Here is a 20,910-nt window from a genome sequence, read left to right as displayed (position 1 = left end):
AGGCGACAAGCTTACCACAGTGGTTTTTCTCGACAGAGGAGAGTAATGCGCAGGACGCTCGGTGGACTCATGAATACGCAGTGGCTGACTTTGGCTGTCTGCTGCCAGGCATTGCCGGTGCAGGCTGCCGACGGCTCGGAGGTGCTCGGCATCCCTGTGGAGTTCATCCTGTTCGCGGCGACGCTTTTGGGCGTCGCGTTGTTCCACCATCGGGTGCTCCAGGTGGCTTTGACCGGGCTGGTGGTGATCGCCCTGTACAAGATCGCCGTCACCGGCTTCAGGACCGGCGCGGGGCTCGGCGGCTTTGCCGGCCACATGGCGCACGAATGGGTGCTGCTGGTCAACCTGCTCTGCCTGCTGGTTGGCTTCGCGCTGCTGGCGCGTCACTTCGAGGACAGCGGCGTGCCGGAAGTGCTGCCGAGACTGCTACCCGAGAGCTGGCTGGGGCCTTTCGTGTTGCTCGCCATCATCTGGCTTCTTTCGAGCTTCCTGGACAACATCGCGGCAGCGCTGATCGGTGGCACCGTGGCGGCCAGCGTCTTCAAGCGCCGGCTGCATGTCGGCTACCTGGCGGCCATCGTTGCCGCTTCGAACGCCGGTGGCGCCTGGAGCGTGATCGGTGACACGACCACCACCATGATGTGGATCGCCGGCGTCAGCCCGCTCGACGTCACGCATGCCTTTCTCGCGTCGGCGGTGGCGCTGGTGGTGTCCGGCATCCCGGCTGCGCTGCAACAGCACGCTCACCAGCCGATCGTGCGCAACCTGCAGGGTGCGCAACATGTCGACTGGGCGCGGGTCGGCATCGTCGGTTTCATGCTGGGGACCGCGATCGGCACCAATGTCACGGTCAACATCCGGTTCCCGGAGGCCGCTGACCATTTTCCCTTTCTCGGCGTGGCGGTATGGGTGGCACTGCTGCTGGCGGTGCCGCTGCGCAAGCCGGAATGGAGCCTGCTTCCGGAGGCCATCAAAGGATCCGTTTTTCTGCTGGCGCTGGTGAGTTGTGCGTCGATGATGCCGGTCGAGAAGTTGCCGCTGGCTTCGTGGCAGACGGCGCTGGGCCTGGGCTTCGTTTCGGCGGTGTTCGACAACATCCCGCTCACCGCGCTGGCCCTGAAGCAGGGGGGCTACGACTGGGGCATTCTTGCCTTCGCCGTCGGTTTCGGTGGCTCGATGCTGTGGTTCGGATCGTCGGCCGGGGTGGCACTGGCCAATCTCTTCCCCGAGGCCAGGTCGGCCGGCAAGTGGCTGCTGCATGGCTGGCATGTTCCGCTGGGTTACGTCGCCGGCTTCTTCGCGCTGCTCCTGATTCTCGGCTGGCGACCGCACGCGGCTCAGCAGGGGTCGCAGGTCGATCCACCGCCGGTGATTCACTCGCAAACGGTAATCGGCAGCGGGGCCATTTCCTTGTAGAGCAGCCCGAGCGGCGGCTTGCGTGAGACGGTGATGATCCGGGTTCCGGGTGGGTAGATCAGATGGTAGGTCAGGAACATGTGCGCCGCTTCACTGCCGAGCAGCAGTTCGCGCAAGGCCGTATAGCCGGGATGCCCGAGAACCTCGACCTCATCGTAGTCCCGCCGGTTCAGTCGCACGGACCTCTGGCGGAACTCGAGTTCGGGCTGGTGCTGGCCGAGTAGTTCGTGCATCAACAGGTGCCGAATCTCGGGCAGGACGATCACGCCGACGCAGTCGGCGCCCACCAGCCACTCGACCGCACGCCCTTCGCCGCCGGGGTCAGGTACATGGTCACCAAAAGCCTGGCACCAGCGCGGAAAGAAAGCCGAATAGCGGTGAATGATTTTTTCCATCACGCTCTGGGTGTTAGCGGCCGCTGCTGGCGCGATCGATCAGATGACTCACCACATCGGTATCCGAGACGAAGCCCTGCAACTCGTTGTTGTCGATGACCAGCACATTTTTCACCGCATACTGGATCATCAGTCGCGCCAGATAGCGGATTTCGAGATGCTGGGAAACCTGCAGCGCCGGTTTCTGGGCAATGTCATAGACATTGAGCAGATCGATGTCGCCATCCTCGGCGATCACCGCCCTGGCGACGTCGCGGTAAGCGATCAGGCCGTAGGCGTCGCCCGAATGGCGTTTGTCGACCACCAGCGACTTGACGCCGCTCTTCTTCATCAGCAGCAGTGCCTCCCGAACGGTGGCCAGCGGGCTGATGGTGATAACGTTTGTCTTCATGATTCCGGCAACCAACATGGCAAACTCTCCTTTAGTCCATGATCGTGATCAGCCAGGGGACGGGCCGATGGCCGCGAGGTGCTCACAGATCTTCCTCGACTTCGCGCTGGAAGGCCTGCATTTGCGCCAGGCCGATGCCGACCACGCTGCCCAGCGGCAGCGAAAAGGCCAGTCCTCCTCCCGGCAGGTCCATCTTCATCTGCATCTTGACCGCCCTCAGGATGCGCATCGAGAGCTGCTTCTCGACCACACTCAACAGCAAGGACTCTTTGCGCTCCAGACCCAGACCGAGAAAGGTCTTGCGCTCGTTGTGCCGTAGACCCTTGCCCTTGAGGATGGTGATGCCGGTGGCTCCGGCCTCCTTGAGAATTTCGACCGCCCGGTTTTCGTCTTCGTCCGGAACGATCAGCACCACTGCAGAGAATTTCATTGGCCGTTCTCCTTGACAGATTTTCTCGACCGCAGCAACCAGCTGGCCAGCATGCCATAGGACATGACAATGACCATTGGCAGCAGCGAGGCGAAAGCAATCAGACCGAAACCATCGATCATCGGGTCGCGGCCCGGCGTTCGCTCGGCCAGCCCGACGCCGAGTGCGGTCACCAGCGGCACGGTCACCGTCGAGGTGGTCACGCCACCGCAGTCATAGGCGATCGGCACGATGAAGTCGGGGGCAAATTTGGTCATCGCCAGCACCAGCAGGTAGCCGGGAATCAGCCAGTAGGCGATGTTGGTGCCGTCGATGATGCGTGCACAGCCGATGACGATGCCGATGCCCACACCCACCGAGACCAGACAGCGCAGCCAGAAACCCTTGAGCTGCCCGAGGCTGACCTCGTCGGCCTTGATCGATAGCGCGATCAGCGCCGGCTCGGCCATGGTCGTCGCAAAACCGATCAGGAAGCCGTAGAGGTAGACCGCCCACATTGCGACCCCGTCGCGCATCAGGCCGTTGGTCATCTCGTCACCAAGCGGGAAGAGACCGACCTGCAGCCCCTCGTCGAACATGAACAGGCCGACCGCCACCAGCAACATGCCGACCGCCAGGCCCCTGGGATCGGCCAGCGGGCGGCGCAGGATGACGAAGCTCGAGAACAGCACGACGGCGATGATCGGCAGCAGGTTCCTGACCATGATCCCGAAATCGATCAGCATCTCGAGAAGCGCATACTGATGCTGATCGTCGCTCGGCATCACCACCACCGGCGTGCCGGCCGCTGCGGGAACAAAGAACAGGATGCCGTAGAGCTGAATGATGATCATCGGTGCCAGCGCACCGAAGGCAATCAGACCAAAACCGTCGAGCAACGGATTGCGTCCTCGGATGCTGGTCGCCAGACCCACCCCAAGCGCGGTGAGCAGCGGTGCGGTGACCGTCGAGGCCACGACGCCGCCGGAATCAAAGGCCAGACCGACCAGTTGTGGCGGCGAGAAAACGGTCAGCGCGATGACCAGCAGATAACCCGGAATCAGGTAATTGCCGATCGAGTGGCCGAGGACGATACGCCAGACGCCGAATACCACCGCAATGCCGACACCGAGCGCCGCCACCATGCGCAGCGTCAGCGCACCCATGCTGCCCCCCGATACCGCCTCCGCCTTGTAGGCGACAGCCATCAGCGCCGGTTCAGCGGCCACCGAGGCAAAACTAACGAAGAAGGCAAAGAAGACCAGCCAGAGAAACGAACCGCGGCGGGCAAAGTCGAAAGCCATCGTCTCGCCGGCCGGAAAGATCGCCGCGTCGAGCCCCTTGACGAAAAGCGCCAGGCCGAGGAGGACGATGGCAAAGCCGCCGATCAGCGCAGCCGGGCTGTCGGGCATGCGCTGGATGAAAAACACCTGGAACAGGACGACCACGATCAGGGTGGGTGCGAGGTCGCGTGCCGCCTCGTGCAGGAGCTCGCGGATGACGCGAAACAGCGAGCCGAGCCCCATCCTAGCGCGGATTACCCGCCGCGGGGCGGCGAGTCTTTGGCGAGGCCTCTAGGCAGTGAACACGGATCGGCTTGGCAAGTGGAAAGTGGAATGTCATCTCGAGCATGGGCACGAATCATGCCCGAGATTTCGGTCATGTGCAAGATTCGGGCAATTTAACGCCATTTCTTACGTCGAAGGACAGTCCTGGTCCCGCCCGGATGCTTAACCGTCATCCACCGTCAGCCACGGCAGTAGTGCGGCAGCCGCTTCTTGCGTGCCCGATGGCAAGGGCAGTGGTGGTGCCGTTTGCTGCCACAAGAGATCAAGCGCCTCCTGGAGACGGCCAGCCAGCAGGTCCGCTCCACTGATTTCCCGGCAGCGGGCGTGCTTGTGCAGCCAGTCGATCAGGCAATCCTGTTCCGGCCAGTCGTGCCGCCGCACGTAGAGGAGCGGTGTGCCGTTGCAGGCGGCTTCGCTGAATGTGCCGTAGCCGGGTTTGGCGATCACCGCGTCGACCGAGCACAGGAGGTCGGTCATCGGTCGGTCGAGCGGCTCGAAATCGCTGCAGTTGGACTGTGCCACCTGCCAGTCTTGCGGGACCAGCCAGCGTACGCCGGCGATCTGTGGCCAGTCGGCAAGCGGTAGCCGCTGGCTGACGCCGCCGAAGGCGATCAGGACCAGTCGCTCGTCACTGGCACAGCGCAGTTGCGCACGCACGGCCTGGCGACAGTCATTGCCGAGAGTGGCAACCGGGCCGATGCGGCGGACCCGCGACAGTTCGCTCATGGCCATGCCGGGAGTCAGTCGCAGGAAGCATTCGGCCCCGTTGTACGCCGCCAGCATCTGATGAAGAATCGGTGCCGCCCAGGGCTCGCTGGCGAAGAAATGGGCAAACAGCCCGGCCCAGTTGAGTGAGCACATCGCCAGCGCGGGGATACCGGCGCGTGCGGCGCCAGCCAGCGGCAGGTAGGCGACATCGCTGAGCACCAGTCGGGGTTGTAGTTCGGCGAGAAGACGCGCTTCACGGTCCACGCGGGCTTCCCAGTCGGCATGCTGTTTGCGGTAGGCGCGGGCCGTCGCGGCCAGGTCGACGCACATCGCGTCATGCATTACGTAACCGAAGTCGCTGCTGTCCGCCAGATGCTGGAAAGGAGCCACAAGGCGGGCTTGCATTCTGGCTGTGGGCAGATCGCTGCGGATGGTGATGCAGAGATCCGGTAGCTGCTGCAGCAGGCGGTTGAGTACCGGTGCCGTTTGCGCCAGGTGGCCAAAGCCGTGTGCCGAGATGTCGACGAAGAGATGAGGAGCAGACATGGTGGTGGAATCTAGATGAAGCGCGCCAGCAGCGCTCCCGGCAATTCGCTCGGCAGGGGAATCCACACGCGATGGCCGTTGCCGGGGGCGACGCGAATTTCGTTGCCGTCGATGTGCTGCATCCGTTCGAGAGTCAGCCGGTGGTTGCCCGAGGGATGGATGATCTCGAGGCGATCACCCACCGAAAAGCGGTTTTTCACGTCGATCAGCGCCAACTGGTGCGGAGCATCCCATGCCAGGACGTCGCCGACGTAGAGACTGCGCCCCGATTCGGAATGGCCGCGCAGGTAGTTCTGCATCTCGTGTTCGTGGTGACGCTGGTAGAAACCGTCGGTGTAGCCGCGATTGGCCAGTCCCTCGAGTTCGCCGAGCAGTCCGGGGTCGAATGGCCGCCCGGCAAGGGCATCATCGATGGCGCGGCGATAGACCTGTACGGTGCGCGCCACATAGTAGGGAGACTTGGTGCGCCCCTCGATCTTCAGCGAGTCGACACCGATCTCGGTCAGGCGCCGGACATGCTCGACGGCCCGCAGATCCTTCGAGTTCATGAGGTAGGTACCATGCTCATCCTCTTCGATCGGCATCAGTTCGCCCGGCCGCTCTTTCTCCTCGAGCAGCCAGACACCCTTCCCTGGTCGTTGATCTGGAAAATTCGCTGAATTGGGTGGCTGGGCGGCATGCACATCGCCGGCCGCATCCGCCTTGCCCGCCTTGAGCTGGTAATCCCAGCGACACGAGTTGGTGCAGGTGCCCTGATTGGGGTCACGATGGTTGAAGTATCCGGAAAGCAGGCATCGCCCTGAATATGCGACGCAGAGCGCGCCGTGCACGAAGACTTCGAGCTCGATGTCGGGACATTCCTGACGAATCTCGGCGATTTCGTCGAGCGACAGCTCGCGAGAAAGGATGATCCGCTGGATGCCGAGCTTCTGCCAGAAACGAACCGCCGCAAAGTTGACGGTATTGGCCTGCACCGAGAGATGGACCGCCATCTGCGGCCAGGTCTCGCGCACCAGGTCGATCAACCCGGGGTCGGCCATGATCAGGGCGTCAGGCTGGAGCGCGACGACCGGCGCCATGTCGTTCAGGTAGCTGTGGACCTTGCGATTGTGCGGCAGGACGTTGCTGACCACATAGAGCTTCCTGCCGGCAGCGTGTGCCTCGCCGATGGCCGTGCCGAGGATGGCGAGGTCTCCGAAATCGTTGTTGCGTACCCGCAGGCTGTAGCGCGGCTGGCCCGCATAGACGGCGTCGGCACCGAAAGCCAGGGCGGTGCGCAACATCGTCAACGAACCTGCGGGAGCGAGCAATTCAGGGATCGGCAAGTCGCGAGAGGTCAAGGCTGCGGAGACAGGCATCCGGGAGAGCTTCGTCACGGGGTAGAATGTGGAAAACCTCATCTTACTCTCATTCTCCAGATTGCTCCGCCATGTCCGAAGAGATCCTGATCAACTTTACTCCGCAGGAAACGCGCGTCGCTGTCATGCATCAGGGCGTCGTGCAGGAATTGCACATCGAACGCAGCGCCAGTCGTGGCTTCGTTGGCAATGTCTACGTGGGACGCATCGTTCGCATCCTGCCGGGCATGCAATCGGCGTTCATCGACATTGGCCTCGGCCGTACCGCCTTTCTGCACGTTGCCGACATCCGTGAGCCGCGTCCGAGTGACGAACCGCTGCGACCGATCGAGCGCCTGTTGTTCGAGGGGCAGAGCATCCTCGTGCAGGTGATCAAGGACCCGATGGGCAGCAAGGGGGCACGCCTGTCTACGCAGGTATCGATCGCCGGGCGCATGCTGGTCTACCTGCCGCAGGACAAGCACATCGGGATCTCGCAGCGTATCGAGAGGGAGTCCGAACGTGAAGCGCTGCGCGAGAAACTGGGTCGCCTGGTACCCGGTGACGAAGCTGGTGGCTTCATCGTCCGCACCATGGCAGAGAGCGCGAGCGAGGCCGAACTCGCCAAGGATATCGAGTACTTGCGCAAACTCTGGCGCGACATCCTGACGCAATCGACCACCGCCGCACCCCCTTCATTGCTCTACCAGGAATTATCGCTGGCACAGCGGGTATTGCGCGATTTCGTCAACCCCGAGACTGCGCGTATCGTCATCGACTCGCGCGAAAACTTCCAGCGGCTCACCAGTTTTGCCGCCGAGTACACTCCGACGGTCGCTCCCTTGCTGGAACACTACGTCGGCGAACGGCCGCTGTTCGACCTGCATGGTGTCGAAGACGAACTTCAGAAAGCCCTCGCGCGCCGTGTCGATCTGAAGTCCGGGGGTTACCTGATCATCGACCAGACCGAGGCAATGACCACCATCGACGTCAATACCGGCGGCTTCGTCGGCGTGCGCAACTTCGACGACACCATCTTCAAGACCAATCTCGAAGCCGCACAGACGATCGCCCGTCAACTGCGCCTGCGCAACCTCGGCGGCATCATCATCATCGACTTCATCGACATGGAGAACGATGAGCATCGCAGCGCAGTCCTCTGTGAGTTCAACAAGGCGCTGGCGCGAGACCATACGCGTCTGACGGTCAATGGTTTCACCGCGCTCGGCCTGGTCGAGATGACTCGCAAGCGGACGCGCGAATCACTCGCGCATGTGTTGTGTGAGGAGTGCCCGACCTGTGGCGGGCGTGGCGAGGTCAAGACGGCGCGCACCGTGTGCTACGAAATCCTGCGTGAACTGCTGCGCGAAGCCCGCCAGTTCAACGCGCGCGAATATCGCGTGCTCGGCAACCAGGCGGTGATCGACCGTTTTCTCGACGAAGAATCGCAAGGTCTGGCCATGCTCTCCGACTTCATCGGCAAACCGATTTCACTGCAGGCGGAGCCCAGCTACTCGCAGGAGCAATACGACATCGTTCTGATGTAGCCTAAGCCGCCTTCAGCGTCTCCAGTGCGCGGTTAGCCGAACATCGGTTCGGCCGCCAGCCTTCAGCGTCTCCAGTGCGCGGTTAACGGCACGATCGAACATCGGTTCGGCCGCCAGAATGGTCGCCTCGCCACGCTCGATCTGTACTGCCAGTGCGTCTGGCGACACCGACATCGCCCGTGGTGACTGGGGGTTGGTCAATAGCAGGATGCCCCGCTGCGGACTGATCCAGGACAGTCGATAACGTACCGGCCCGCTCTCGGGGTTCGCAAACTCAAGCCAATCGCCGCGCTGCAGCCCTTCCACCAAGGACTGGGCGTGGTCACTGCGCTCCGAGCGTGGAGGCGCCGTGCCTGGGGAGAGGAAAACCCGTTCCAGATGGGTTTCGCCGCAGTCGATATGTTCGCTGGCGATCTGTGCCGGGACCGGAGCCGCTGCCGGGACAATCGGTCGCGTGCTCGCCGCCGGTGGTGCTGCGCCGCGCAGTACCGCAGCATGGAGAGTGAACAATTGGTCAGTGAGGGCAAGACGGCGATCGTCAGTCACATGCAACTTGTCCAGGCCCTCACAGATTCTGCGAACCAGGGTCGGCAAGCGCGCCGCGAGACGTTTCCGGCTCTGCACATCCGGTTGGGGTTGCACGCTTGCCACCAATTCTCCAACGGTACTCATGGCCACCCCCCAGGCGATGTCGTCGCCGCTCAGATGGTGCCGAATGAGCAGCTTGCGCCATTCATGATTCAGCAGATCGGTCACGGCAGAAGGCAGCGGCGTGGCCAGCCAGTTCGCGAGAACCTGATCGGCGGCCAGGGCGGCCAGTTCGCGCTGCTCCTGTTCAGCGACGAGTGGAGCCGCCTGGACTGCACGGTCATCGGCGGCGGTTTCCTGTCCTTCGAGGAAAGCGTCCAGTTCAACACAGAGCAGATCGAACAGACTGGTATCCTGAGTGAACTCGTTTTGCAGCCGTTCGACGATTTCCGCGATACGCGCGTACAGCGGATCATCGTGACCCGCCTGTGGACCGCAGCGAACGGCTGCCCGCGAAATGCCGTCCAGCAGACGCCGGGCCGGATGTGCTTTGCTGGAAAAGAAGGTCCTGTCGAGCATCGCAACCTTCAGCACGGGAATCTGTAAGCGTCCAACCAGCGCCTTGATCGGATCGGCGACGGAAGCATCGTCGAAAATGAAGTCGAACAGGGTGGCGATGATATCGACCGTCACCGCTTGCAGATAGCCAAGACTCTGGCCGGTGTCACTGGCGCGAAAATCCCGCAGCACGTTGGGCATCAAAACGTCTGCGCTCGGGGCCGGTACCGCCCCTTGCAGGGTATGCAGAGCAGCCATGACCTGCTCCATCGCCACGGCCATCTGGCCAGGGGTGCCTCCCTGCGGAGATACGCCGGCGGCTGGACCGCCGCTCTGGGTAGCCGGCATTGGCAAGGCAACGGCAGTACCTCCGCCATCTGTGGACGGCGGAGCCACAAGTTTTTGCAGGAGAGCAAACAGATCGGCAGATTCGGTAGTGTTTTCGGTATCTTTCTCGTTCGACTGCTTCTTGTCGGCAGTCGATGCCGAGTAACTGCGGCGTAGCTTCGGAAGTACGCCACGGCCAGCCAGGAAGAGGTTCAGATCATGGATCGTTGGACCAAAGAGGTCGACTGCATGATTCTCCATGGCATGCAGGAGCTCAAGTTGCGCCATTCCGACCACGCCTGCGTCCACGAGTGCCTTGTCCAGCGCCTGGGCGATGAGATCCTCGATGAGCCCTTGACTTTCCGTCTGACCACAGAGAAAGGCGAGCCGATGACCGGCGCCAAACAGGTCTTCGTCGCAAGCACTTTGCAGGCGGGACGCGATTGCCTTGACCGCCAGCTCCTGGTCCATTGCGCCGAAATCGAGCAATTGCAGCTCCGTCGGTTCGCTGATGGCGCGAGATGCCTTGGCTTTGTCAGCAGGCTGGAGCCATGATTCACACAGTTTCAACCATGCGCTTGCCAGACAACTTTCAAGGAGCTGTGCCTTTTCATGGAGCACGTCTCGTGTGCCGTAATACAGCTCCCGCTGCAAGCGTCCAGTCGAGGCGTCGCCGCGGGCGAGGAGTTCCTCCTCGAGTCGGGGAAGCAATGAACGCAGGGCATCGCAAAGCTTTTGAGCCATCAGGTCGCGTGCCTTGACGAGGGTCTGGGGACGATCGAGCTCGGTGGTCGACCCCCGGGTTGCTTCGGGAAACCGGATTACGTTGTCAACGGGAACTAACATCGCCAATTCTCCTTGCCGCTAGGGCCAAAGCGCGGTGCCAAACCTGCTGGACGATAGCGCAGAAGCATGGATGACGCGGCAAGCAACCGCCTCGAAACCCGACGGGTCAATCTCGGGCAGAGAACTCATACAGGAGATTCGTGTGTTCGGATTTTGCTTCGGTTAGCTTGGTGGTCCCACCATCATCGATTTGCGTTTGGGCACCAAATAACACGCCTTCAATCTATAGCAAGAACTTTGATAAAGCAAGGCAGTTGCAAGGGTGTTCCCTTTTTCGGCGGATGGTTTCAGCCGCCGGCAGGCAGCCAAAAAAGCCCGCACAAGGCGGGCTTTCCGAGAAGCTGCGAGGATGGATCAGCGATCGCCGTAGCTACGGCGGCCAGTGCTGGCGCCAGCACCGGATTTCGCGGAGTCGTGGTAGGACGGGCGTGCTGCGCCGTCGCGTCTCGGAGCGGACGGTTTGCTGAAGCGACTGTCGGCTTGTCCGGCGGGCTGACCAAAGTTGCGCTTCTCGCCACTCTTCCAGGCGGGTTTGCTGGTCGGACGAGGATTCGCCGAAGGGGCGCGACGCGTCGGCTCGTGACCGGCAACGACTTCGACCGGAATCATCTGCTTGGTGAAACGCTCGATCTTCCGGACGTTGAACTGCTCGGCGTGATGGACCAGCGAGATCGCCAGACCGCTGCGGCCGGCACGACCGGTACGGCCGATGCGATGCACATAGTCTTCGGCAGCCTTTGGCAGGTCGTAGTTGAAGACGTGCGTGATCGTTGGTACATCGATGCCGCGGGCGGCGACGTCGGTGGCGACGAGGATGCGCAACTGACCGCGACGCATCGCGGTGAGGGTGCGGTTGCGCGCACCCTGATGCATGTCACCATGCAGCGCCGCGGCATTTAGGCCGGCGACGTTGAGGCGATCGCTGACGGTATCGGCATCACGTTTGGTGGCGGTGAACACCAGCGCCTGGTCGATCGTGGCATCACGCAGCAGGTGGTCGAGCAGGCGGTTCTTGTGTGCCAGATCGTCGACGAAGTGCATCCGCTGTTCGATGTGGTCGTGCCTCGCCGAAGCTGCATCGACCTGGATGCGCAGCGCAGAGCGCGTCATGCGCTGCGCCATGTCGCCAACCATCCCGTCGAGCGTCGCCGAGAACAGCATCGTCTGGCGCGCGCTCGGCGTCGCGGCAACGATCCTTTCGATGTCCTCGATGAAACCCATGTCCAGCATGCGGTCGGCTTCGTCCAGGACCAGGATCTGCAACTGCGAGAAATCGATCTTGCCGGAACTCATGTGGTCGATCAAACGACCCGGCGTGGCCACCAGGATCTCGGGGTTGCGGCCGAGGAGTTCCATCTGCTTCGGGTACGGCATGCCACCGAGGATGGCTACTGCTCGCACCTGGTGAAGCTGGCGGCCGTATTTTTCGGTGGCGGCGGTGACCTGCAGCGCGAGTTCGCGGGTTGGTGTCAGTACCAGCATGCGCGGCTGCGCCGGCTGGAAACGATGGCGATCATGGCCGCGGGCGGGCCCTGGGCGGCGCTCCGGAGCGTTGGTGCGGGCCGTCGCCGGGCGTTGCTGCGAGGCAAAGAGATGTAGTGCCGGCAACATGAAGGCGGCGGTCTTGCCGGAACCGGTCTGCGAGGAAACCATCAGGTCGCGGCCGGCAAGGGCGGCGGGAATGGCTTGTTGCTGAACTGCTGTCGGTTCGCTGTAGCCGGAATCGGTGAGTGCTTTGAGGATGGCCGGGTGGAGGCCGATTTCTGCAAAATTCATTTTTTCTTTCGTGTGGATGCGCTGCGCACTGCCGTAACGGCATAGCGCGCTGCTAAAGCAAAAAGGCAACGCCAACCAACGAAAAAGCTGAGACACAGACTCTGTTCGATGCACAGGAGTCAGCACCCATCAGCAAAAGCTTTGTGCCAGAACGGCGCTGAATGAATCGACACCAGAAGGCAGGGGGCTTGAGAGTTACGGCCAGGTTCGCGATGCTCGTCGCACGCCGCAGGCGTGGCTGCGTCGTGCGGCGCGCATTATAGCACTCGGCGGCTTGCCGTCCAGTTTTCTTTGCCGTGTTGACGATGATGCCGGCCTTGCTGCGGCTTGCTCAAGTCACCGGTACCGACAAGGCCTGCCTGACTGCCGCGACGCGTGCTGCGTGCAGGCGTGCAGCAATCTGTGTGCGGTCGGGACAGGCACGCGCGATTGCCGCCGCGTTTACGCTGTGCACCGCCAGCAGCGCCTGTCGGAAAAGATCCGGAGCCGGGTAGGGGCGCTCCTGCCAGCCGAGGCGGCCATGAAAATCGCAGGCGCAGGCTTCGAGCAGTTGTTCGAAGCGGCCGGGCCGGCGCAGGGCGTCGGTATTTTCCAGAAGCCTGACGATCGTCGCCGCCGTCAGCTCGTGAGCACGGTGCACTTTGCCATGGTAGCGTGCTACCAGCAGTGCCAGATCACGACAGTCCACCGGTACCTTGAGGCGCGCACAGACTTCGCCAGCCAGTTCGACGCTGCGTTCCTCATGACCGGGATGGCGCGGCAAATCGGTCTCGGGTGTGCTGCCCTTGCCCAGATCGTGCAGCAGCGCTGCCCAGCGGACCGGCAGGGCGCAAGCGCGCTGCGCCGACTGATCGACGACCATCAGCACATGCACGCCGGTATCGACTTCCGGATGGTAGTCGGCGCGCTGCGCGACCCCGAAGAGACGGTCGAGTTCCGGCAGCAGGCGGAGCAGTGCGCCGCCGGCGCGCAGGACTTCGAACATGCGCGACGGGCGGACTTCCATCAGGCCCTTGGCGAGTTCCTGCCAGACGCGTTCGGCAACTAGATGGTCGAGCTCGCCGCAGGCAACCATGCTGCGGATCAGCGCCAGGGTTTCCGGGGCGACCGTAAACTCGGGAAAACGTGCGGCAAAGCGCGCCAGGCGAAGAACGCGCACCGGGTCTTCGGTGAAAGCCGGGCCGACATGACGCAGGACTTGCGCAGCGAGGTCGTCGATGCCGCGATAGGGGTCGATCAGCGAACCGTCGGCAGCGCGCGCGATGGCGTTGATGGTCAGGTCGCGGCGCGCCAGATCCTCGCTCAGGGTGACCTCGGGGGCAGTATGAAAGGCAAAGCCCTGGTAGCCGTGACCGGTCTTGCGCTCGGTGCGCGCCAGCGCATATTCTGCATGTGAATGCGGGTGCAGGAAGACCGGGAAATCCTTGCCCACCGGCTTGAAACCGCGTGCCAGCATCTCCTCGGCGGTGGCACCAACGACCACGTAATCGCGATCCTGGACCGGTAAGCCCAGCAGCTCGTCGCGAATCGCACCGCCAACGGCGAAGATCTGCATGCTTGCCGCGACTCGTGCTTAAATCATTGGCTCAGCGACCGGCACGGTAGCGAAAGCGGTCGAGACGTAGCTGGACTATCTCGTTGGGCGAGAGATAGCCGGGCGCCACGGCTTCGAGGGCTTCCGGATGCCAGCCGGGATAGTCGTGCGTGCCATCGCTGACGCTATCGACTTCCATCGAGCGCAGGTTGTCGGGCGACAGCGGCGGATTCGGCAGCAGCCACATCAGACCGGCCTGCAGGTACGCCCAGCCACCGCTCCCGAGATCGATGATCCTCGGGGATTTGCCGACCAGTTGAGCGGTGTACTCGACCAGTTCGCGCAGGCTGTAGACCTTCGGTCCACAGAGCTCGTAAGTCTTGCCAACAGACGCGCCATTACCCAGGCAGTCGGTGAAAACGCTTGCGACGTCGCCGACATAGACTGGCTGGAAGCGCGCCGTGCCACCGCCAAGCGGCAGGATCGGGAACAGCCTGATGAGCTTGGCGAACATGTTGAGAAAGGCGTCATCCGGTCCGAAGATGACCGAAGGACGAAACACCGTGATTTCCAGTTCCTGCATGGCGGCGTGGACGATCGCTTCGCCCTCGCCTTTCGAACGGAGATACTCCGATGGCGCGTTGGTGGCGGCCTTGAGCGCGCTCATGTGTACCAGGCGGCGAACGCCGCTTTGCCGCATCGCGGCGACGATCTTTCTCGGCAGGTCGACATGCGCTGCAGCAAAACTCTTGCCATACGGCAGGCGCGAATCATGATCGTGGAGAATGCCGACGAGGTTGATGACCGCATCCTGACCGCGCATCAACCGGACGAGTGCCTGTGGGTCGTGCACATTGGCCTCGACCATGCTGATCGTCGGCAGCATGGTCAGCTTTTTGGTGTTGTCACGATGGCGGGTTGGTATGGTCACCCGGATACCACGTTCCGAAAGGCGGCTGGCAATCCAACCGCCGACAAAACCACTCCCGCCGATCAACAACACGTTCTCGAGTTCCATAGTGTCCTACCGGTAAATTGAATGTCAGAAAACCGTCATTTTAGGGCAAATCGTCGATCCTCGCCTCGCCACCTGTGCGCGGCGCAATCACGCCAAGCCGGTTCTTGAGGGTTTGCGGTTTGCCATCGAAGAGGGCCGCGTAATAAACGGAATTGCTCATCACCTTCTTTACGTAGTCGCGGGTTTCGCTGAAGGGAATGGTTTCGGCATAGATGGCGCCTTCCATCGGCCGCTCGGCACGCCACCTGCGCGCCCGACCGGGGCCGGCGTTGTAGGCGGCCGAGGCGAGCACCGGGTGATTGTCGAGGCTTTCGAGGACCAGGCGCATGTAGGTGGTGCCGAGCAGCACATTGGTTTCGGTATCGTTGACCCTGGCCGGCTGGAAATCCTTGAGACCGATCTTGTTGGCCACCCATTTGGCGGTCGCCGGCATCAGTTGCATCAGCCCGGAAGCGCCGACGTTCGATCTGGCGCTGCTGATGAAACGGCTTTCCTGGCGCATCAGGCCATACACCCAGGCGTCATCGAGCGCCTGGTTTCGCGCGGCCGGCCGAACCTGGTCGCCGTAGGGCGCCAGATAGCGTAGCGAGTAGTCGTGTTCATTGCGAGTGCGGTCGGCGGCGGCAATCGCACGGTCATAATTGCCCGCGCGCACGGCGATTTCGGAGGCCGCCAGCAGTTCCCGATCGCTCATGCTGCGCAGAGCCCAACTCCATTCCTTGCTGCCCTCGCTGCGCAGGTTGAGGCGAAAGAAGGTCTGCGCACGCCGCACGCCGGGAATGGCACTGACTTGCGCCAGCTCTTCCCGGCTCGGCGGTGATGCCTTGGGCGGGGTCATGGTGCTGCGGCCGAGTTCATCGTTGGCCAGGCTGCCGTAGAAGTCGGGTTGTCCGGCGATCTTCGCGAACAGCGTGTTGGCGTCTTCCAGGCGTCCGCCGGCGCGGTACGCGCGACCCAGCCAGTACACCCAGGCAGGTTGCGCGGCCAGCGCCGGCGGCATCCTTTCGATGCTGGCGCGAACGCTGCCCCAGTCCTGCACGCGCAGCGCAGCGCGCACCTTCCACTCGGCGGCCTCGTCGGAAAGGGGTGCGTCGCCGGCCTGCCGGTACCACTCCATGGCTTCCGGCAGATGCCGTTGTGCCGCCTGCAAGCCGATCTGACTCCATGCCCAGGCCTTTTCCCCAGACTTCATCGATCCCCCGATTTTCTCGAGTTGATCGGCGGCCATCCGCGGATCATTGCGGGCAAGGCGCTGGATCGCCAGTGCCGCCAGCTCGCGCTGCCCGCGACTACCCGAGAAATCGCCCGGCAATCGCCCCAGCCAGGGGAGTGGCGTGTCGACGACCGTCTGTGCCAGCTTCTTTTCCGGCATCTGGCTGGCGGGCAGGTAATTCATCGTGTACAGGGCGGCTGCGATCTTGTTGGCCTCGAACTGGCGGCGAATGCGCGCCCATACCGCATCGGCCAGCACCCGCTTGTCGATGATCAGCGCTTCGAGGACCGGGTAGCAGGGTTCGGGTGGTTCGAGCAGGGTCAGCCAGAGCGGCAGGGCATCGTCGAGGACGCGCGCGTCGCCCTGCGCGCGCCGACTCTGCAGCGCCTGGCAGGCGAGTTCCTGGTTGGCTTGCGCCAGGCGCGGATACTCGCTGTCAAAGAGCGACCATTGCTGTTTTCTGGCGAGCTGGCGGAGCCAGTCAGTGCGCAGTTTCTCGGCGATGTAGCTGTTTTCGTGGCGGCTGAGGAAGGCCTGCACAGTCGCCGGCTCGCTGTCCTTGAGGTCCGGGAGAAGCTGCCAGTATTCGACGTAGGCTTCGAGTTCATGGTCCTGCAGCAAAGGCGCCAGACGTTCCAGTTTGGCCCGGTCGCCGGCGCGTGCAGCGTCGCGCGCGGCCAGGAACTGCTCGTCGGGCGTCAGCGCGAAGGCCAGGGTGGGTGCCAAAAACAGGGGGATGAGGACGAGCAGGATCGACTGAGGGAACTTCATGATAAGCTGGGTTTCTCGAAACACACTGCATTTGAGCATATCACATGGCTGCCGGGTTGATGCCGGGAATCGTTGCCGACCGGCGTGCGCTGCGCAAGCTGCTGATCGAGCGTCGGCTGGCCTTGCCGGCCGACGCCTGGGATGGCCATTGCCGGCACATCCGTGCGCTCCTGCAAGCCGGTTTTCCACAGTTCTCGGGAATGCGCGTCGGTTTCTGCTGGCCGTTCAGGAAGGAGCCCGACCTCAGGCCGCTGATCGAAAGCTGGGTCGGCGATGGTCGGCAAGGCTTCGCGGCGCTGCTGCCGGTGGTGATCGATGAAAACCGGGCGCTGGCCTTTCGCGCCTGGTCGCCAGACACGGCGATGGTCATCGACCAGCATGGCATCCCGGCGCCGGCGGCAGGTGATTTCCTGATCCCGCAAGCCTTGCTGATCCCGGTGAATGGCTTCGATGCCGCCGGCCATCGTATCGGCTACGGCGGCGGCTACTTCGATCGCACGCTGGCTTCGCTCTCGCCGCGTCCGCTTGCGGTTGGTGTCGGTTTTGAACTGGCCCGGCTGGAGTCGATCCACCCCGAGCCGCACGATCAGCCGCTCGACGTGATGGTCACCGAAGCCGGAATCTTCTTCCCCTCGCCAGGCGCCGCAATGCCTCGATCGGCAGTATGACTTGTGCGCGGAAGGGTGAGGTCGTTCATTTGAACATGCTGATCAAATCTTCCCGCAGGTCGCAATACTCGTCATCCCGCAGTCCCAGATGATCGAGTACGCGTGCGCCGATCATTCCCCAGCGGCTGTTGCCGCGCATGAAAAAGTAGTCGTCCTGAAAATGCTCGGCCATGGCGTTGATTGCGATCAGGGTCAGTGCCTGCGGGTTGACGCTGTCCTTGTCGTCAAAGACCAGGGGATCATGATGGTAGAGAATGCCTTCGCAGATCGCCTCGGGCAGGAACCAGCCCTTGGCCACCAGATAGCCAACGGTCGCATGGTCGGTCGCGTGCCGCTCATCTTCCACGGCGGTCGATGGCCGGCTGCTGTCCTTGTCCGCCAGCGCCAGCGTCTGCCGGTAATCCGGGAATTTCTGCATCAGGATCGGAATGCCCACGTCGTGGAACAGTCCGAAGCAGTAGGCGTCGTCGCGAGGCCCCCTGGGGATGGTCGATGCGATGTAACTGGCAATGCCGGCAACTTTTTCGGCGCTGTCCCAGAAACGTTCCAGCGACGGTTCCTTGCCCCCCACGGCAGCCCTCAACACCAGTCCGGTGACGATTTGCGCAGCGGCTTTCATGCCCAGCAGGCTCACCGCCTGAGCAACCGAGCTGATTTTTCTGGACAGGCCGAAGAAAGGAGAATTCACCGTTTTGAGCACGGCCGCCGAGAGGCCGACGTCGCCGCTGATCAGACGCACGATGACCCGCGGGGCCGGGTCGTCTTTCTTGAGTTCGTTCTGGAGATGGAGCAGTGCCTGCGGTCTGGCTGGAATCACGATTCCCTTCAGGGTTTTTTCGATCATCTCGGCTGGGATCAACTTCGCCATTTTTTCCTTCTCCGAGCAGGTGCATTTTTGATGGATCAACAAGGTACTCCACTCCGCTGTGCTCAGCAATGCCACGCACCGATGCCGCCCGCCCCCGTTTGCATTGCGGCAAAGCCGAAGCCAGCACAGCGCGCCCGTTATAATCAGGGCTGCCTTGTCGGGAAACCCTTCGCCATGTCCGATCTGCTCGCCCATCTCAACGCGCCACAACTTGCCGCCGTCACGCTGCCAGCGCAACATGCCCTGATTCTTGCCGGTGCCGGCAGCGGCAAGACGCGCGTCCTGACCACGCGCATCGCCTGGCTGATCTCGACCGGGCAGGTCGGGCCGCAGGGCATCCTGGCGGTGACCTTCACCAACAAGGCGGCAAAGGAAATGCAGTCGCGACTCGCGGCGATGCTGCCGATCAACACCCGCGGCATGTGGATCGGCACTTTTCACGGTCTCTGCAATCGCCTCCTGCGCGCGCACTACCGCGAGGCCGGGCTGCCCGCGCAGTTTCAGATTCTCGATGCGGCGGACCAGTTGGCAGCGATCAAACGCCTGCTGAAGAACCTCAATGTGGACGACCAGAAGTTTCCGCCACGCGAGCTGATGCACTTCATCAACGCGCACAAGGAACAGGGCCTCCGCGCCGCCCAGGCCGAAGCGTACGACGCATTCACCAGCCGCCGGGTCGAGCTGTATACCGAATATGAGGCGCAGTGTCGGCGCGAAGGGGTGGTCGACTTCGCCGAACTGTTGCTGCGCTCGTACGAACTGCTGCAACGCAACGAGCCGCTCTGCCAGCATTATCAGGCGCGTTTTCGGCATATCCTGGTCGATGAATTCCAGGACACCAACCGCCTCCAGTATGCCTGGCTGAAGCTGCTCGCCGGACGCGGCAGCGTCATTCCGGAAAGCAGTGCTGCCTGTCTGTTCGCGGTCGGCGACGACGACCAGTCGATCTACGCTTTCCGCGGTGCCGAGATCGGCAATATGCGCGACCTGCAGCGCGAATTCGCGTTGCCGAACGTGATTCGGCTCGAACAGAATTACCGCTCGCATGGCAATATCCTCGACGCCGCCAATGCCCTGATCCAGCAGAATCGCGGTCGGCTGGGCAAGAAGCTATGGACCGAAGCCGGCGCTGGCGAACCGATCCGTGTCTTTGAGGCGTATTCGGATGTCGACGAGGCGCGTTTCATCGTCGAAGAGCTGTCCGAACTCGTCCGCGAAGGTGTTGGACGCCATCAGATCGCCCTGCTGTATCGCTCCAACGCACAGTCACGCGTCCTCGAGCACCATTTGTTCACGCAGGGAATACCCTATCGCGTACATGGCGGCCTGCGCTTCTTCGACCGGCAGGAGATCAAGCATGCGCTGGCCTACCTGCGCTTGATCGCCAACCCCGATGACGATACGGCTTTTACACGGGTGGTCAACTTTCCGACGCGCGGGATCGGCGGTCGCAGTATCGAAGCATTGCAGGATGCGGCACAGCAGACGAATTCCAGCCTCTACAACGCGGCCGCGAGCCTCGCCGGCAAGGCCGGGAGCGCGGTGGCCCGATTCGTTCGCCTGATCGAGACACTGCGCAGCGAAACCCGCGATCTTCCCCTGCCGGTAGTGATCGATCAGTTGATTGACAAGAGCGGTCTGCGCCAGCATTACCTGGCCGACAAGGAAGGCCAGGACCGACTCGAGAACCTCGATGAACTGATCAACGCCGCAACTGCGTTCCTGCACGAAGAGAGTGGCTCGCCAAGTGATTCGTCGAGTGACGGCGAAGTGGCGCCGGATGGCGGTCCGCTCGCTTCCTTTCTTGCGCACGCCTCGTTGGAGGCCGGCGAGCATCAGGCCGGCGAAGGCGAGGAGGCGGTGCAGTTGATGACCGTGCATGCTGCCAAGGGACTCGAGTTCGATGTGGTCTTCATCACCGGCCTCGAACAGGGTCTTTTTCCGCACGAGAACGCGGCGCAGGAGCGCGACGGCCTGGAGGAGGAAAGACGGCTGATGTACGTTGCCCTGACGCGTGCCCGCCGCCGTCTCTATCTGAGCCACGCGCAGACGCGCCTGCTGCACGGGCAGACGCGCTACTGCCTGCCTTCGTCCTTTCTCGAAGAACTGCCGGCAACGCTGTTGCGCAGGATCAACCGCGGCGGCGGCCAAGTTTCTGCCCGCCCGACCGGCAGCCCCGGCGGGGAGGCGCAGACCGCAGTCGGCGGTCTGCGGATCGGCCAGAACGTGCGCCATGCCCGGTTCGGTGCCGGGGTCATCGTGGCCACCGAAGGGTCGGGGTCCGAAGCACGCGTGCAGGTCAACTTTGGTGCCGGCGGCATGAAGTGGCTGGCGCTCAAGTACGCCCGGCTGACGCCGGCCTGACGGGCGCGCAGTGGGGAGAGCGGTGGATATCTGGCCTCTTTGCCCACCGATTGTGTGGATAAGTCTGTGGAACACCGGTCGCTTAGGGGGTCAAATGGCAGCCCGCAAGGGCTTTTTTGCAC

16 protein-coding genes are annotated in these 20,910 nt (G+C 62.7%); 4 read left to right on the top strand and 12 right to left on the bottom strand.

All coding sequences use genetic code 11. From position 1 onward, the window contains the following. Positions 1 to 45 precede the first annotated feature (45 nt). Positions 46 to 1,416, top strand: a complete 1,371-nt coding sequence (locus V5B59_RS11285) for a citrate transporter (RefSeq protein WP_248594782.1) — start codon at positions 46 to 48, stop codon at positions 1,414 to 1,416. On the opposite strand, the gene V5B59_RS11280 is transcribed toward V5B59_RS11285, so the two are convergent. The 6 genes from V5B59_RS11280 to yegQ form a co-directional block, all read right to left on the bottom strand. Next, positions 1,374 to 1,811, bottom strand: a complete 438-nt coding sequence (locus tag V5B59_RS11280; protein ID WP_034913544.1) for a hypothetical protein — start codon at positions 1,809 to 1,811, stop codon at positions 1,374 to 1,376. The two genes, V5B59_RS11285 and V5B59_RS11280, sit on opposite strands and share 43 nt — an antisense overlap. 13 nt (positions 1,812 to 1,824) lie before the next feature. Next, entirely contained in the window at positions 1,825 to 2,202 is a 378-nt protein-coding gene (locus V5B59_RS11275; RefSeq protein ID WP_248594781.1) for a CBS domain-containing protein, read from the bottom strand. A gap of 82 nt (positions 2,203 to 2,284) precedes the next feature. Next, a complete protein-coding gene (locus V5B59_RS11270; protein ID WP_169070070.1) occupies positions 2,285 to 2,632 on the bottom strand; it encodes a P-II family nitrogen regulator in 348 nt (115 codons plus the stop codon). After that, positions 2,629 to 4,137, bottom strand: a complete 1,509-nt coding sequence (locus V5B59_RS11265) for a DUF1538 domain-containing protein (RefSeq protein WP_169070069.1) — start codon at positions 4,135 to 4,137, stop codon at positions 2,629 to 2,631. The genes V5B59_RS11270 and V5B59_RS11265 overlap by 4 nt, the downstream gene beginning before the upstream one ends. A 204-nt stretch (positions 4,138 to 4,341) precedes the next feature. Further along, positions 4,342 to 5,433 carry a hypothetical protein gene (locus V5B59_RS11260; protein ID WP_169070068.1) on the bottom strand — a complete coding sequence of 364 codons (1,092 nt, stop codon included), beginning with the start codon at positions 5,431 to 5,433 and terminating at the stop codon, positions 4,342 to 4,344. An 11-nt stretch (positions 5,434 to 5,444) separates the two neighbouring features. Further along, on the bottom strand, positions 5,445 to 6,791 hold the full coding sequence (gene yegQ / locus V5B59_RS11255; protein WP_169070096.1) for a tRNA 5-hydroxyuridine modification protein YegQ: 1,347 nt from the start codon (positions 6,789 to 6,791) through the stop codon (positions 5,445 to 5,447). 71 nt (positions 6,792 to 6,862) lie between these two features. Between yegQ and rng the strand changes: the two genes are divergently transcribed. Further along, positions 6,863 to 8,317, top strand: a complete 1,455-nt coding sequence (gene rng / locus V5B59_RS11250) for a ribonuclease G (RefSeq protein ID WP_169070067.1) — start codon at positions 6,863 to 6,865, stop codon at positions 8,315 to 8,317. A gap of 12 nt (positions 8,318 to 8,329) precedes the next feature. Here the strand turns inward: rng and V5B59_RS11245 are convergent, their stop codons facing one another. The 5 genes from V5B59_RS11245 to V5B59_RS11225 all read right to left on the bottom strand — a co-directional run bounded on the left by V5B59_RS11245 (position 8,330) and on the right by V5B59_RS11225 (position 16,888). Then, on the bottom strand, positions 8,330 to 10,576 hold the full coding sequence (locus V5B59_RS11245; protein WP_332351873.1) for a DUF1631 family protein: 2,247 nt from the start codon (positions 10,574 to 10,576) through the stop codon (positions 8,330 to 8,332). Between the two features lie 354 nt (positions 10,577 to 10,930). Next, a complete protein-coding gene (locus tag V5B59_RS11240; protein ID WP_169070016.1) occupies positions 10,931 to 12,352 on the bottom strand; it encodes a DEAD/DEAH box helicase in 1,422 nt (473 codons plus the stop codon). Between the two features lie 331 nt (positions 12,353 to 12,683). Continuing rightward, positions 12,684 to 13,907 (bottom strand): multifunctional CCA addition/repair protein, encoded by a 1,224-nt coding sequence (locus V5B59_RS11235; RefSeq protein ID WP_169070015.1) that lies wholly within the window; start codon positions 13,905 to 13,907, stop codon positions 12,684 to 12,686. Between the two features lie 31 nt (positions 13,908 to 13,938). Next, positions 13,939 to 14,904 (bottom strand): complex I NDUFA9 subunit family protein, encoded by a 966-nt coding sequence (locus V5B59_RS11230; protein ID WP_169070014.1) that lies wholly within the window; start codon positions 14,902 to 14,904, stop codon positions 13,939 to 13,941. Between the two features lie 40 nt (positions 14,905 to 14,944). Next, the gene (locus V5B59_RS11225; RefSeq protein WP_332351872.1) at positions 14,945 to 16,888 is read right to left on the bottom strand and encodes a lytic transglycosylase domain-containing protein; all 1,944 of its coding nucleotides are present in this window, start codon (positions 16,886 to 16,888) and stop codon (positions 14,945 to 14,947) included. Positions 16,889 to 16,932: 44 nt separating this feature from the next. Between V5B59_RS11225 and V5B59_RS11220 the strand changes: the two genes are divergently transcribed. Then, positions 16,933 to 17,556: a 5-formyltetrahydrofolate cyclo-ligase gene (locus V5B59_RS11220; RefSeq protein WP_169070013.1), complete on the top strand. Its 624-nt coding sequence runs from the start codon at positions 16,933 to 16,935 to the stop codon at positions 17,554 to 17,556. Between the two features lie 25 nt (positions 17,557 to 17,581). Here V5B59_RS11220 and V5B59_RS11215 read toward each other — a convergent pair whose 3' ends face one another. Beyond that, complete coding sequence (locus V5B59_RS11215) at positions 17,582 to 18,424, bottom strand: HDOD domain-containing protein (RefSeq protein WP_332351871.1); 843 nt, start codon at positions 18,422 to 18,424, stop codon at positions 17,582 to 17,584. A 174-nt stretch (positions 18,425 to 18,598) separates the two neighbouring features. Between V5B59_RS11215 and V5B59_RS11210 the strand changes: the two genes are divergently transcribed. Then, positions 18,599 to 20,788 (top strand): UvrD-helicase domain-containing protein, encoded by a 2,190-nt coding sequence (locus tag V5B59_RS11210; RefSeq protein WP_169070011.1) that lies wholly within the window; start codon positions 18,599 to 18,601, stop codon positions 20,786 to 20,788. The last annotated feature ends 122 nt before the right edge of the window (positions 20,789 to 20,910 follow it).

This window comes from Candidatus Accumulibacter contiguus, from assembly GCF_036625285.1.
Lineage (GTDB): Bacteria > Pseudomonadota > Gammaproteobacteria > Burkholderiales > Rhodocyclaceae > Accumulibacter > Accumulibacter contiguus.
This window is presented reverse-complemented; position numbering and strand designations above follow the sequence as displayed.

Bases quoted from the DNA above. Each gene is read 5' to 3' on its own strand.
- V5B59_RS11285 (WP_248594782.1), top strand. From the start codon at position 46: ATGCGCAGGACGCTCGGTGGACTCATGAATACGCAGTGGCTGACTTTG.
- V5B59_RS11280 (WP_034913544.1), bottom strand. From the start codon at position 1,811: ATGGAAAAAATCATTCACCGCTATTCGGCTTTCTTTCCGCGCTGGTGC.
- V5B59_RS11275 (WP_248594781.1), bottom strand. From the start codon at position 2,202: ATGAAGACAAACGTTATCACCATCAGCCCGCTGGCCACCGTTCGGGAG.
- V5B59_RS11270 (WP_169070070.1), bottom strand. From the start codon at position 2,632: ATGAAATTCTCTGCAGTGGTGCTGATCGTTCCGGACGAAGACGAAAAC.
- V5B59_RS11265 (WP_169070069.1), bottom strand. From the start codon at position 4,137: ATGGGGCTCGGCTCGCTGTTTCGCGTCATCCGCGAGCTCCTGCACGAG.
- V5B59_RS11260 (WP_169070068.1), bottom strand. From the start codon at position 5,433: ATGTCTGCTCCTCATCTCTTCGTCGACATCTCGGCACACGGCTTTGGC.
- yegQ (WP_169070096.1), bottom strand. From the start codon at position 6,791: ATGCCTGTCTCCGCAGCCTTGACCTCTCGCGACTTGCCGATCCCTGAA.
- rng (WP_169070067.1), top strand. From the start codon at position 6,863: ATGTCCGAAGAGATCCTGATCAACTTTACTCCGCAGGAAACGCGCGTC.
- V5B59_RS11245 (WP_332351873.1), bottom strand. From the start codon at position 10,576: ATGTTAGTTCCCGTTGACAACGTAATCCGGTTTCCCGAAGCAACCCGG.
- V5B59_RS11240 (WP_169070016.1), bottom strand. From the start codon at position 12,352: ATGAATTTTGCAGAAATCGGCCTCCACCCGGCCATCCTCAAAGCACTC.
- V5B59_RS11235 (WP_169070015.1), bottom strand. From the start codon at position 13,907: ATGCAGATCTTCGCCGTTGGCGGTGCGATTCGCGACGAGCTGCTGGGC.
- V5B59_RS11230 (WP_169070014.1), bottom strand. From the start codon at position 14,904: ATGGAACTCGAGAACGTGTTGTTGATCGGCGGGAGTGGTTTTGTCGGC.
- V5B59_RS11225 (WP_332351872.1), bottom strand. From the start codon at position 16,888: ATGAAGTTCCCTCAGTCGATCCTGCTCGTCCTCATCCCCCTGTTTTTG.
- V5B59_RS11220 (WP_169070013.1), top strand. From the start codon at position 16,933: ATGGCTGCCGGGTTGATGCCGGGAATCGTTGCCGACCGGCGTGCGCTG.
- V5B59_RS11215 (WP_332351871.1), bottom strand. From the start codon at position 18,424: ATGGCGAAGTTGATCCCAGCCGAGATGATCGAAAAAACCCTGAAGGGA.
- V5B59_RS11210 (WP_169070011.1), top strand. From the start codon at position 18,599: ATGTCCGATCTGCTCGCCCATCTCAACGCGCCACAACTTGCCGCCGTC.